This is a genomic window from Spirosoma agri, assembly GCF_010747415.1.
Classification (GTDB): domain Bacteria; phylum Bacteroidota; class Bacteroidia; order Cytophagales; family Spirosomataceae; genus Spirosoma; species Spirosoma agri.
On the sequence record NZ_JAAGNZ010000002.1, the window covers coordinates 1,649,996 to 1,663,729 of the forward strand.

8 protein-coding genes are annotated in these 13,734 nt (G+C 52.0%); 6 read left to right on the plus strand and 2 right to left on the minus strand.

Annotated features, from left to right (window positions below):
* Positions 1-57: 57 nt before the first annotated feature.
* Positions 58-918, minus strand: coding sequence for an ATP phosphoribosyltransferase (gene hisG / locus GK091_RS23440; RefSeq protein WP_164042586.1), 861 nt, complete (start codon positions 916-918; stop codon positions 58-60).
* 435 nt (positions 919-1,353) lie between these two features.
* Here hisG and GK091_RS23445 point away from each other — a divergent pair, with 435 nt between their 5' ends.
* From GK091_RS23445 to GK091_RS23455, 3 genes are all read left to right on the plus strand, one after another.
* Positions 1,354-1,551, plus strand: a complete 198-nt coding sequence (locus GK091_RS23445; RefSeq protein ID WP_164042588.1) for a hypothetical protein — start codon at positions 1,354-1,356, stop codon at positions 1,549-1,551.
* 326 nt (positions 1,552-1,877) lie between these two features.
* Positions 1,878-3,329, plus strand: coding sequence for a DEAD/DEAH box helicase (locus GK091_RS23450; protein WP_164043025.1), 1,452 nt, complete (start codon positions 1,878-1,880; stop codon positions 3,327-3,329).
* Positions 3,330-3,557: 228 nt separating this feature from the next.
* The gene (locus tag GK091_RS23455) at positions 3,558-6,083 is read left to right on the plus strand and encodes a glutaminase family protein (RefSeq protein ID WP_164042590.1); all 2,526 of its coding nucleotides are present in this window, start codon (positions 3,558-3,560) and stop codon (positions 6,081-6,083) included.
* A gap of 106 nt (positions 6,084-6,189) precedes the next feature.
* On the opposite strand, the gene GK091_RS23460 is transcribed toward GK091_RS23455, so the two are convergent.
* The gene (locus GK091_RS23460) at positions 6,190-7,647 is read right to left on the minus strand and encodes a sulfatase family protein (protein ID WP_164042592.1); all 1,458 of its coding nucleotides are present in this window, start codon (positions 7,645-7,647) and stop codon (positions 6,190-6,192) included.
* A gap of 294 nt (positions 7,648-7,941) precedes the next feature.
* Here GK091_RS23460 and GK091_RS23465 point away from each other — a divergent pair, with 294 nt between their 5' ends.
* From GK091_RS23465 to GK091_RS23475, 3 genes are all read left to right on the plus strand, one after another.
* Positions 7,942-8,589, plus strand: coding sequence for a response regulator transcription factor (locus GK091_RS23465; protein ID WP_164042594.1), 648 nt, complete (start codon positions 7,942-7,944; stop codon positions 8,587-8,589).
* A 26-nt stretch (positions 8,590-8,615) separates the two neighbouring features.
* Entirely contained in the window at positions 8,616-10,394 is a 1,779-nt protein-coding gene (locus GK091_RS23470; RefSeq protein WP_164042597.1) for a tetratricopeptide repeat-containing sensor histidine kinase, read from the plus strand.
* Positions 10,395-10,482: 88 nt separating this feature from the next.
* Positions 10,483-13,710, plus strand: coding sequence for a SusC/RagA family TonB-linked outer membrane protein (locus tag GK091_RS23475; RefSeq protein ID WP_164042599.1), 3,228 nt, complete (start codon positions 10,483-10,485; stop codon positions 13,708-13,710).
* Positions 13,711-13,734: the final 24 nt, after the last annotated feature.

The following is a 13,734-nucleotide window of genomic DNA, read 5'->3' on the forward strand; positions in this document are numbered from 1 at the left end:
GTGGGCGGTAAGGAATGCCGAGACGCGTATACGCGGTTCATTCGTTACTACTTGTTCTCAATAAATCATTTTCTCAATGGGAATCACCAAAATTCCTTCGGCACCAGCGGCCCGAATCGCTTCGATGTTTTCCCAAAATTCATTTTCGTTCAACACCGAATGCACCGAACTCCAGCCCTCGGTCGCCAGTGGGGTTACCGTCGGACTTTTCATGCCTGGCAGTAAGCCTGTAATCTGATCGAGAGCGTGGTTTGGCGCATTCAGAACGATGTATTTATTATTCTTGGCGGCCTGCACCGACTTAATACGGAACAGGAGCTTATCGACTAACGCCTGTTTGTCGGCATCCAGTTCTTGGCGGGCAATCAAAATGGCTTCTGACCGAAAAATGGTTTCGACTTCCTTTAAGCCATTACTCAACAGCGTACTGCCGGAGCTAACGATGTCGCAAACAGCCTCGGCCAATCCGATGCTCGGCGCAATCTCGACCGATCCACTAATTTCGTGAATTTCCGCCCGAACGCCCTGTCCAGCGAGGTAATTGCCAAGCAGATTAGGATAAGATGTCGCAATATTTTTACCGTCCAGACTCTCGATTCCCGTCCAGTCGCTGCCCCGCGGAATGGCAATCGACAGGCGGCACTTCGAAAAGCCCAGTTTATGAATCGTTTGCACCGGGCGGCCTGTTTCGACGGCTACATTCTCGCCAACGATACCCAGATCGGCCACGCCATCCTCAACGTAACCAGGAATATCGTCGTCGCGGAGAAAAAGAAATTCAGCGGGGAAGTTGGAAGAAACCGATTTGAGCTTGCCGGTTCCGTAATCGAAACGAATCCCGCATTCTTTGAAAAGCTGGTACGAATCTTCGCTCAGCCGACCGGATTTTTGTAAGGCAATGCGTAATACAGAGGACATTACTGAATGTATGATGTGTGATGCATGAGAACCCTCATACAGATCGTGATGCGTTTGGTGAGCATGACTACTGCCATTCCGCTGAACACAGTGGCATCAGGATACAACTAATTGATTTGGGGGCAAAAGTACGCGAAAAACGGGGAAGAACGCGTTGGCAGACCAGCACAGAAGCTTATCGGCCCAGATGGGAGCGACGATGTCGAAACGTAGATGCTATGGCCCGTTGGGAAATCATGGGGGCAAAAGTAAACGGACAGGCGGAAAAGAACAAGACTTTTGCGTTTATAGTCCTTTTTTCATTCACCTGCCGTAGCATAGTATCGATCTGCGAATACTAGTGTAGCGCGGGTGGAAACCCGCAATTTCACTTCATTAGTAGTACATTTACACGCACGCTATACTACGTTCACAAGTTAGTCAACCGAGCCTGTCATGATTCTAACCATAGAAACACTCCGCGACTATAAGCAGGTTATGGCGGTGATCGAAACACAGTTAGCGAAGGGTTCGGCCAACATGACCGAAACCGATCTGGCTGAATTGCAACGCCTTTCACTACTAGCCGAACACTATGAAGAGGAGCATTACCCAATGCCTGTTGAGCTAGCTACATTACCAGAAATGATTTGACTACAAATGGTTCAGGAGCATCTCAACCAGCGTGATACGGCCAGCGTTTTAGGTATTACTGAAATGCGACTTTCGGAGGTCCTGGCCGGGAAACGTAAGGTGAACATGGATTTGACAAAGCGCTTGTACGATAAGCTTCATATCAGAGCCGATTACATCTTGAAAATGGCCTGATAATCTTATCAGGCTTTTGGTTATATTTGTTTCAAATCAAGCGGTTTGCTGACCAGGAAATCAAGGTCAGCTGTTTTTCACCCTCACTAGCTGATACCTTGACATTTCAGGAATTTAATCTTCACGACGACCTGCTGGCCGGCGTGGATGCCATGAATTACTTAAAGGCCACGCCCATTCAGGAGCTGGCTATCCCCAAAATTTTGGCCGGGCGTGATCTGATCGCCAGTGCGCAGACGGGCACCGGCAAAACAGCGGCCTATCTGATCCCGCTCCTCGACCGAATCTCGCACACGGACCACGATCATACCAGCACGCTTATTCTGGTGCCCACGCGCGAACTGGCCAAGCAGATTGATGAGCAGGTCGAAGGATTCGGTTATTTCGTTCAGGCTAATAGCATTGCCATATATGGTGGAGGCAAAGGCGACGATTGGGACAAACAACGCAAAGCGCTCGAAACCGGAGCCGACATTATCATCGCCACACCGGGCCGGCTCATTGCCCACATGCAGCTAGGCTATGTCAACTTCGATCAAATCGATTACCTGGTACTCGATGAAGCGGATAAAATGCTGGATATGGGTTTCTCCGACGATATTCTGAATATTGTCAACAAGCTGCCCACCAAGCGACAGACACTGCTGTTTTCGGCGACGATGCCCAATAAGATCCGGGAGTTTTCGAGTCGTATCCTGATCGAACCCGAAGAGATTCGGTTAGCCGTATCGAAACCCGCTGCGGGTATCGATCAGCAATTTTATCTGGCCTTCGATAACCAGAAACTACCCTTGCTGGCGCATCTGATCAAAAACAGCGCGACACCCGTGCAGAGCATGGTTCTGTTCACATCCCGGAAATCGGAAGTAAACGGTATCGTTCGGGCATTGAGTAAACTTGGTTATGAAGCGCGGGGAATCAGTTCCGATCTCGACCAGGACGACCGCGAAGTTGTGCTGCGCGACTTCAAGAACAAAGCCTTCCCGATACTGGTCGCCACCGACGTATTATCGCGGGGAATTGACATCGACAACCTTACGCACGTTGTGAACTACGACATTCCGCGTGATGCCGAAGATTACGTACACCGGATTGGTCGGACGGCGCGGGCTGCCACTACGGGCACGGCTATTACGTTCATCAGCGATCAGGATCAGAACCGGATCGTGAGTATCGAGAAACTCATTGAGCGGGAAGTCGAGAAACGGTCGATAACCGAAGAGTTAGGCATGGGAAAATCACCCGTGTTCGATCCCCGGCGGTTTAGTGGCCTTCGCGGGAAACCGGGTTTCGATCGGGGTAAGGGCCGAGGTAAAGGACGCGACGGTCAACCGCGATCCGAAACCGGCGCATCGACCGCCGAACGGCCACAGCGGGACAACCGCCGACCTCGTCCTGAAAGTGCTAAACCAGTGGCTGACGCATCGGTAACGGTAAGCAGCCCGACTGAAGGAAGTGTTCAACCCGTTGTTGATGGTTCGGCATCGGACAAGCCAAAACGTCGGAAAAAACGTCGGCGCGGACCAAAGGGTGAAAAACGCGAGGATGGCGCTGCCGGATCGCGCGAAAGCCAGTCGTCAGCACCGATGCCCGTTGGCGAATAGGTGACTGGTTTATAATCTACTAAGGGCAGGAAGGAGAAATTCTTCCTGCCCTTTTTTTATTTCCGGGCGTCGAAAGCGGACTCCTCCCTGACAAACCTCATTTCGCAGGGAACTTCGCGGCAAACCCGTTCTCTGATGGCCGTGTAGTAAAACGCGTAAGTAAAGGTTCTCCGAAAAGTGGTTTGTATACACGGAAGACCTTATTCTGAGTAAAACCAGTTAGCCTCAATGCAACGAAAAAGACTGATCTGTTCAGCGTTTACCTTGGCCACGTCGCTGCTTCTAAACGGAGTATATGCTCAATCGCTTCGACCACCCGCTTACCCACTCGTAACGCACGACCCCTATTTCAGCGTCTGGAGCAATACCGACAAACTGACTGATTCGCCCACCCGCCACTGGACCGGCAAACCGCAATCGCTGGAAGGAATCATTCGGGTTGATGGCAAGGCCTATCAATTTCTGGGGGCCGTACCAACCACCTATGAGCCCATTCTGCCAACTGCCGAACTGAAGCCCTACACGGCTTTGTACACCACGACGAAGCCCGGCGACGGTTGGGAGAAACCAGACTTCAACGCGGCCGGCTGGACGACGGCCCCCGGTCCATTTGGTGACACCCCCGAAGCGAAAACCCGCTGGGTGAACAGCGACACCATGAAAGAGGGTATTTACGTCCGTCGTGAATTTACGTACGATGGCAAAGCGAACCCCGCCGATCTGCTGTTGTCACTTAATCACGATGACGATGTGGTGATTTACCTCAATGGCACGAAAATCCTCGATAAAACCGGCTACATGAACGAGTACCAGAACGTTCCCTTGTCAGCCGAGGGGCAACGGGCTTTGCGGACGGGTAAAAACGTACTGGCCGTTCATTGCGTCAGCCCTCGGGGTGGATCGTTTATCGACGTCGGTATCGTTAACCCCATCAAATCGTCGGCGGTAGCGACCGCTACCCAAACCGCCGTGACCGTATCGGCGACGCAAACTGACTACACCTTTACGGCTGGACCAGTCGGGTTGACCGTCAATTTTCTGTCGCCCCTGCTGCTCGACGAACTCGAGGTAGCCGCCCGTCCCGTAACCTACGTGACGTTCAACGCGAAATCGAGCGATGGGAAGCCGCACTCGGTTCAGATTTTCTTCAGCGAGTCGGCCACCATGGCGACGAACACGGCGGGGCAAACGGTTGTGACAAAAGCGGGCCAGACACCCGGAATCTCGTACCAAACGGTGGGTACGCAGGCTCAGCCGCTGCTGGGAAAAACGGGCGATAACGTCCGGATCGACTGGGGGTATGCTTATCTGGCGGTTCCGCAACCATCGGTCGCCAGCCGAACGGCGTCGGGCCCGACAACCGATTTGAAACAGTCGTTCATGGACAAAGGGCAACTTCCGGCAGCAGCTAATACAACCGGATCGGAACCCGCGCAGAACGTGGCGCTGGCAACGGTACTGGATCTGGGTAACCTGACGAAACCGGTTGCCCGGCATTTGATGCTGGCCTACGATGACCTCTATTCGGTTCAATATTTCAAACAGAACTTACGACCCTGGTGGAACCGGGATGGTAAGGTGACCATGTCGGATTTGCTCCGGACAGCGGAAAAAGACTACGCCCGGCTTCGGCAGAAATGCACCACGTTCGACGCTAAAGTTCGTGCCGATGCCGAGCAGGCTGGCGGTAAGGAATATGCTGATTTGTGCGTATTGGCGTATCGGCAGGCCATATCAGCCCACAAGATCGTGGCTGGACCGAAAGGGAATGGTAAGGATGCGCCGGTACTGTTCTTCTCGAAGGAGAACTTTTCGAATGGATCGATTGGCACCGTCGACGTAACGTATCCATCGGCTCCGTTATTTCTCCTCTACAACAATGAGTTAGCCAAAGGATTGCTACGATTCATTTTCGATTACAGTGAGTCGGGACGGTGGAAAAAAGACTTTCCGGCGCACGACGTGGGTACGTATCCACTGGCGAACGGACAAACCTACGGCGAAGATATGCCGGTGGAAGAAGCGGGGAACATGATGATCCTGACGGCGGCTGCGGTTCAGATGGATGGTAAACCCGATTTTGCTCGTGAGCACTGGTCGACGCTAACCAAATGGGTTGGCTTTTTGAAACGCGATGGATTTGACCCGACCAATCAGTTGTGTACGGATGATTTTGCGGGTCACTTAGCCCGGAATGCCAACTTATCGGCAAAGGCCATTATGGGCATTGCCTGTTACGGCAAGATGGCGCAGATGATGGGCGATCAGAAAACGGCGGACGAACATCTGGCGCTGGCCCGTGATCTGGCCCGCCGGTGGATGCAGCTCGATTCGGACAGCGACCACTACGCCCTGACATTTGACAAAACCCCTGGCAGCTGGAGCCAAAAGTACAATATCGTTTGGGATAAGCTATTGGGCCTGAATGTGTTCCCGACGGAAGTGGCGAAGAAGGAGATCGCGTTCTATCTCAAACACCAGAACACCTACGGACTGCCGCTCGATAGCCGCAAAACATACACCAAATCGGACTGGATCATCTGGACCGCTACCTTGGCCGAATCAGACGCTGATTTTCAGGCGCTAATTAAACCGATCTGGAAATTTGCCAACGAAACGCCGAGCCGTGTACCTCTCACCGACTGGCACGAAACAACGGATGCTAAGCAGGTTGGTTTTCAGGCCCGGTCAGTGGTAGGCGGTTATTATATCAAACTGCTCCAAAAGCGCCTGATGTCAGCGAGCAAAAAATAAGTAAGTAGCGCGGGTGGGAACCCACGAAAGAGAGTAGCCTGTAGAAGCTTATTTACAAGCTTAATCCCTTTCGCGGGTTCCCACCCGCGTTACCTACTTACCCGCCTTACTTCGTCGTATCGACTATTCCGGCGGCCCGTACGTTGCGTCCCGTGCGGTTCTGAATATCGTCGCCCAGATCGGTTCGGGCTTCTTCGGCTAGTTTTTCCAGTTTACGAATGATATCGGGGTTTTGCTCACGCACATCGTATCGTTCGCCGGGGTCGCGCTGAAGGTTATACAACGCCATGGGAAACGCGTGATTCTCGGTGTTGGGACCGGGCTTGCCACCCTGACCGGGCAGAAATCCTTCGTAGGTACGACCCGGATGCGCAAACACTAGTTTCCAGTCCCCTTGCCGCACAGCTTCCAGACTATTTTTTCGGTAGTAGTAGAAAAAGTGATCGCGGGGTGTCATCGAATCATCTCCTTTCAGCAGCGCAAGCCAGTCTACACCGTCGATGGTCTGTTTCGGTAGCCGGGCTCCGCACAGTTTAGCGACCGTAGGTAGAATATCCATTGTCGTCAGTAGCTTGTTCGACACTCGACCGGCGGGTACCACCCCCGGCCAGCGAACCAGACAAGGCACCCGATGACCGCCTTCGAAGGACGTTCCTTTGCCCTCCCGGAACCCACCTGCCGAACCCGCGTGGTCGCCATAGTTGAGCCAGGGGCCATTGTCGCTGATGAAAATAACCAGCGTATTCTTATCGATTCCCTGTTGCTTCAGTTCCTGCATGACCTGGCCCACCGACCAGTCCAACTCCATCAGGACATCGCCGAAAAGGCCGCGCTGACTCTTACCCCGGAATCGCGCCGAAGCCGCCAGCGGAACGTGGGGTAGGGGATGAGGGATGTACAAGAAAAACGGCTCTTTCTTGTGGTTGCGGATAAACGAAAGGGCGCGCTCGGTGAACGTGGGTGTAAGTTCGCTGGCATCGTCGAGGGTTTTCACCTCTTTGGCGGGCTGGTTGCCTTCGATCAGGAACAGCGGAGGGTACTGAGCGCGGGCCTGATCAGGATGGTGCGGCCACATATCGTGGGAGTAAGGCACACCGTAGTATTCATCAAACCCCTGCTGTAGGGGTAAAAAAGCCTGTTTGTTGCCCAGATGCCACTTGCCAAAAATTCCGGTAGCATACCCCTGCTCTTTCAATAATTCAGCCAGCGTCTCCTCCGCAGGGTTCAGGCCAATGGGTGAATTGGGTCCCAGAGCACCCGAAATGCCGATGCGGTTTGGGTAGCAACCCGTCAGTAGAGACGCGCGTGATGCGCTGCAAACCGCCTGAGCCGCCAGAAAATTAGTGAACCGGCTCCCTTCCGCAGCCATGCGGTCCAGGTTGGGGGTTGTGTATCCCATGGCCCCGGTACAAGACAGATCACCATAGCCCAAGTCGTCGATGAAGAATAAAACGATGTTTGGCTTTTTCGGGTCTGGTTTGCGAATCCATGCGCTAATGGACAAACAGACAAGCGCTAAAAAAATAAGGGTAGCCGAAAAATAAAGGGTGTGTTTTTTAGTCATTTGTGCGTTTCCTTCGGGCGTAAAGTTAACCGCTGATCACCACTATTCCCGGCCCAAATCACAGGTTTAGCAGCCCTTGTTCCCATCCTGAGTGGCAATTAGTAACTCTATAGGGTTTTCCCTAAATTTATAGAAAATTGGGTTTTCACTATTTCAAAACTAGTCCTGTTAGTCCTACTTTTGCTAAACAAAATTCAATTTATTGGTAAAAATAGAAAGTCTATCGCCCTATTGAACTACGTTGGGATTACGCTCGATCGTTTTTCCACGCATCCAAATTTAGGAAAAGAGTAAATGATACGAGTACTTATAGCCGATGATCATAATGTTTTCGTGGAAGGCATTGAGTCGCTTATTTCGGGATCGCCGGATATCAAAGTGACCGAGCGTTGTTTTACCGTTCAGTCGGTCATCGAGCGGTTGGGCGAAACGGTCATCGACGTGGTTCTGCTGGATATTTCGTTCCCGCAGATTGACGATGGACTTGGCCTTTGCGAACACATCACGCGTACGTATCCGAAGACAAAAGTGGTTGCCCTAACTATGCACGACGATGCCAGCCTCATCAAACGCATTGTGAAGAAGGGGGCAAAGGGCTACTTATTGAAAAATACAACTAAAACGGAGTTGCTACAGGCGATTCAGACGGTGCATCACGAGAAGCAATACTTTAATGAAACGATTACGCAAATTCTGCTGAACGATGGACCGAGAACCCGGAAGTCGACCGCTGGCATGGGCGTGAAGCCCAACCTGACGCCCCGCGAATCAGAAGTGCTGATCCTTATTGCGCAGGGGCTTACGACGCAGCAAATGGCTAACCAGTTATTCGTGAGTGCCAAAGCCGTTGAATTTCACCGAAGTAGTCTGCTCATGAAGTTTAGCGTTCCGAATACGGCCCTGCTGATTAAGACCGCCATGGAAATGCATTATATCGATTGATCGATGCCGGATTTTACGATGTACAGATGAACGCTTGCGTTACGCTTTCCATACGGTTTAGGGGATGGATGCTGGCTATCCTGCTCATTGGCGCAGGCGGCTATGTCCAGTCGGTCATGGCGTTGTCGGAACCATCGCCGGTTGATAGTCTGAAACGGCAGATCAAGCGTTTGGTTCAGGATAAGAACTATGATCAAGCGGCCAAGTCGTACGAAAAGCTAGGGTGGTGGTACCACCAGCGGTATGGGTACAACAAATACACAATGGATTCCTACTTCAACAGTTTGAAATACTACAGTTTGATGGGCGATTCGCTGGGGTATTACAACGAGCACATTGTGATTGGGGACTACTATACGCATGACTACTTCATGCAGCCCTACGCGGAGAAATATTTACGGAAGGCACAGCAGTTTTTTGAGCGGACCCGCAATATGCCCAAGGTCATTGAGTGCCGACTGGGATTTGCCAACATCGCACAAAATAAAGCACCTATTCCGGCGGATCTGCTGACGCAATTGCGTGAAACTGAACGGTTGAGCGCGCGCTACAAACAGGCCTATTCGCAGGCTTACGCGCTAAATTTGCTGGCCAATACGTATTCGCGGGTTAAAAAGCCGGATTCTGCTGATTATTTCGCCAACAAGAGTCTGGTCATGTCCCGGCAGTTGAATGTCAACTGGTTGATTGCCCTGAATTACTTTTATCTGGGCATTGTCAAACAGTTTAGGAATCAATCGAAAGAAGCAATTGCCGACTATCAGCGGAGTTTCGATATAGCGAAAGCGGAAAATAACCTGTCTATGCTTCGCGAATTATCGCGGCATACGGCTGATAGCTACTCGCGAATAAATGATTATAAAAATGCGTATGTGGCTTCCCTAAAAACGCTGGATTTCGAGCGTCAGTTTTATTCGTCCGAACAGACAAAAAGTATCCGGTTGCAGGCGTTGGACAGTCAGATCAAGACCCTGGCCGTGGAAAAGCAGTTGGTAGAAGCGCAGAGCCGAAGTCAGCACGTGCTGAATCTAATGCTGGCAATTGGATTGACCATCAGCGTATTAGGGGTTGGTACACTGGTTTACCTACGACGTCAGCAAAAAGTAATTGCGCACCAGCAAACCGTCATTGCCCAGCAGCAGATTCGACAGCTGGAACTGAAGTCGCTGCGGGCGATGATCGAAGGGCAGGAAGGCGAACGCACCCGCATTGCCCGTGATCTGCACGACGGACTAGGTATTCAATTGTCGCGGATCAAACTGTTTGTGGAAGCGCACCAGGAACAATTGCCCTTGTCCGTCAAGGAACCCTTAAACCAGTTTTTAGATGAAGCCTGTACCGAAACCCGCCTGATCTCCAATGACCTAAGACCCTATGCGCTCTCCACGTTCGGATTCATTCCGGCGCTGGAGGATCTGATTCAGAAGTTAAACCTCGTCAATCAGACGACGCTGATTTTGGACCATTACGGGGAGATACCGGCGCTGGACGACGAAGCCTCTGTAATGATCTACCGGGTTGTGCAGGAGCTGCTGAACAATGCGCTCAAACATGCTAGTGCCCAGATGATTACGGTTCAGATTATGGCCAGTGATGAAACAACATTGATCAGTGTGGACGATGATGGGAAAGGTGGCGATTTTGATACTACACCGGCAAGAGGCAACGGCATCGCTAATATTCGCTCACGGATTGCTTACCTCGGTGGTCAGGTAATGTGGCAAAGCGAAGCAGGCAAAGGCACCTCCGTAATGATTTCGTTACCCACCCAAAAACAACCCCAACCAGCCGAAGCCGTCGTGTAATTTAGTAAACCATCCGCCGGTCATAGATCAGTACACTCGAAATTTCCTACTACTTCTATAAACTTAGTTGACTTTTTAACTTTCCTTTATGATTAAACATATGCTTTCAGGCGTGTTCGTCCTGAGTAGCTGGCTAGCTGTCTCTGCTCAGGATCGAACCACTACCCGAATCGGTTCCGAAAAAAACCGGCCCATTCTGGCTACGGCCAAAGATGCTAAAACGAGCATCAACACCTCATCGGACGTAAAAGCGCTCATCAAAGGGGTTGTGTCCGATGAAAAGGGAAACACCTTACCCGGCGCAACGGTATCCGTCAAGGGAACGCAGCTCGGTACGACGACCGATGTCGAAGGACGCTTTTCGATTAACATGCCTGCTGGGGCCAAAACGCTGGTCTTCTCGTTTATCGGCATGAAAACGCAGGAAGTTGAAGTCGGTACGCGTACTACGCTGAACATCACGCTGGCAACCGGTGATCAGTCACTGGATGAAGTGGTGGTCATTGGCTACGGCACGGCAAAGCGGTCGGACGTTACCTCGTCGATCACGACGGTGAAGGCGAGTGACTTAAAGGACATTCCGGCGGCAGGTATCGACCAATTGCTTCAGGGGAAAGCCGCTGGCGTAACCGTTACCAGCAACGGCGGACAGCCCGGCGGTGGCGTGTCGGTGAAGGTTCGTGGCGTAACGTCTATCAACAGCAACGACCCATTGTTCGTGATCGACGGGGTGCCGTTTGTGGGGGGCAATACCTCGTCAAGCACGGGTTATGCCGGACTTGGCGGTGGCGACGGACAGACCGGCAACTCGGTGATGGCCATGCTGAACCCGAATGATATCGAGTCTATCGACGTGTTGAAAGACGCGTCGGCGCAGGCAATTTATGGTTCGCAGGCGGCCAACGGGGTCATCATGATCACCACCAAGAAAGGCAAACAGGGCGAAGGCAAGATCAACTACGAGACCTACACGGGCGTATCGGAAGTGGCCCGCCGACTAGATTTGATGAATCTGCGGGACTTTGCCAAATACCAGAACGAGGTGCTGCCGATCATCGGTAATCCGGTGGCTGACGAATTTAAAAATCCGGATCTGTTAGGAACGGGGACCGACTGGCAGGAGGCTATGTTTCAGCGCGGAGCTATCAATAACCACCAGCTGAGTTTTTCGGGTGGTCGGGATAAGACGACGTACTACCTGTCGCTAAACTACTTCGATAACAAAGGGATTCTGCTGGGTTCGGACTTCAAGCGGTACGCGTCTCGCTTTAGCCTGGACACACAGTTGAAGAACTGGGTGAAAGTCGGCATCAGTGCTAACGTATCGCGCAGCATTCAGAACGTGTCGCTGGCCGATGCCGCCGAAGGAACGATCTGGTGGGGTGCCTCGACCAGTCCGCTTATTCCGGTCAAAAACCTGGACGGCACCTGGGGTGGCGGTCAGACGGTGGGTGGTGTGCAATACAACAACGCCAACCTGGTCGGCAACAGCCAGTACCGGGGTAATACGAAAACGACCAACAACATTTTTGGCAGTTTGTACGCCGAACTGCAACTGACCAAAGACCTGTCGTTGCGCAATGAGTTGTCGTACACGCTGGGGCAGGATAACAACGTCGCCTTTCAGAAAGCGGGTAATGTAGGCGGCACATCGTTTCGTAGCAAACTGATCGATTCGCGGTCCGATAACTACTACTACTCGATCACCAACTACCTGAACTACAATAAGTACATCAAAAAGCACGGCATTCAGGCAACGCTGGGTCATCAGGTTCAAAATTCATACTACCAGTCGATTTCGGGTACTAAAGTCGATTTGCAGGCCAACATTTTTGACCTGAACACGGGTAGTGCTGATCAGACGACCTGGGGACTGAGTGGCGGTAAAGGCCAGTGGGCGATGGAGTCGTATTTTGCCCGCGCCAACTATACCTACGATGATCGCTTCTCGCTTTCGGCCAGCTTCCGGACGGACGGTTCGTCGAACTTCGGACCCAACAACCGGTGGGGTTATTTTCCCGGCGTATCGGCTGGCTGGACATTGTCGAATGAGAAGTTCATGAAAGGTGATGTGTCGAAAGTGGTGAGTTACGCAAAACTTCGGGTAGGCTACGGAATTGTGGGGAATCAGAACTTTCCGGGTGGCGCACCCAATCCAGCGTATGTAGGTGCGGTTCAGTTCTTCTCGGGTCCGGTCGGCTTTGGCTCGTCCAACATGATCAATGGCATTCCGAATCCGAACCTGAAATGGGAGTCCGTCAAAACGGCCAACGCCGGGGTTGACCTGGGCTTCCTGAATGGCCGTGTCGACGCGACCATCGACGTGTACCGGAAAGTAACGTCCGATATGATCATCTTCCTGACGGGACCAAACCTGATTGGCGTCGGCGATCAGTGGGATGACCTGAAAGCTCCGCTGGGGAACGCCGGTCAGATGACGAACACCGGGGTTGATATTGGCCTGACAAGCACCAACATCAAGAAAGGTAACTTCAGCTGGAAAACGAACGTTGTATTTACCCAATTCACCAACCGTTACGAAAAGGCCGCTAGTGCAGCTTCGGCGCTGGATGGTAAAGTGTATTACAACAATTACCTGATTACGCACACAACACCCGGCCGGCCGGTTGGCTCGTTCTGGGGACTGGTAACGGACGGGTTGTTCCGTACACAGGCTGATCTGGACGCTAGTCTGCCCCAATTTGGCTACAAAGTCAATCAGAACGAAACGTGGCTGGGCGATATTCGCTATAAAGACATCAACGGCGACGGGAAAATCGATGCGCAGGACCTGACCTTTATCGGTAGCCCGATACCCAAGTTTACGTGGGGCTTTACCAACACGCTGAACTATGGCGATTTCGACTTCTCGGTGTTCCTACAGGGCAGTCAGGGCGGAAAAGCGTACAACTTCCTGCGCTGGCAGCTGGAAGGGTTGAACAACGCGTACACCAACCAGCTCAAAACTGTAACGGATCGCTACACTGAGTCGAACCCAAACGGATCACTGCCCCGCTTTACGAATACCAACAAGAACAACATCGCCATGTCAGATCGCTACGTGGAAGATGCGTCGTATGCGCGCATTCAGAACATCACGCTTGGCTATCGGCTACCGAAAACGCTGTTGAACAAAGTGAAAGTGTCTAACCTGCGTATCTACGGATCGATTCAGAACCTGAAAACATTCACGAAATACTCTGGCTACGACCCTGAGATCGGTGCATTCAACAACAGCATCAAACTGATGAACGTGGACACGGGTCACTATCCAAACCCGCGTACGTTTACCGTAGGCGCTAACCTGCAATTCTAAAATTAGTGAGCGAAAGGGTGAAAG

Bases quoted from the DNA above. Each gene is read 5' to 3' on its own strand.
- hisG (WP_164042586.1), bottom strand. From the start codon at position 918: ATGTCCTCTGTATTACGCATTGCCTTACAAAAATCCGGTCGGCTGAGC.
- GK091_RS23445 (WP_164042588.1), top strand. From the start codon at position 1,354: ATGATTCTAACCATAGAAACACTCCGCGACTATAAGCAGGTTATGGCG.
- GK091_RS23450 (WP_164043025.1), top strand. From the start codon at position 1,878: ATGAATTACTTAAAGGCCACGCCCATTCAGGAGCTGGCTATCCCCAAA.
- GK091_RS23455 (WP_164042590.1), top strand. From the start codon at position 3,558: ATGCAACGAAAAAGACTGATCTGTTCAGCGTTTACCTTGGCCACGTCG.
- GK091_RS23460 (WP_164042592.1), bottom strand. From the start codon at position 7,647: ATGACTAAAAAACACACCCTTTATTTTTCGGCTACCCTTATTTTTTTA.
- GK091_RS23465 (WP_164042594.1), top strand. From the start codon at position 7,942: ATGATACGAGTACTTATAGCCGATGATCATAATGTTTTCGTGGAAGGC.
- GK091_RS23470 (WP_164042597.1), top strand. From the start codon at position 8,616: ATGAACGCTTGCGTTACGCTTTCCATACGGTTTAGGGGATGGATGCTG.
- GK091_RS23475 (WP_164042599.1), top strand. From the start codon at position 10,483: ATGATTAAACATATGCTTTCAGGCGTGTTCGTCCTGAGTAGCTGGCTA.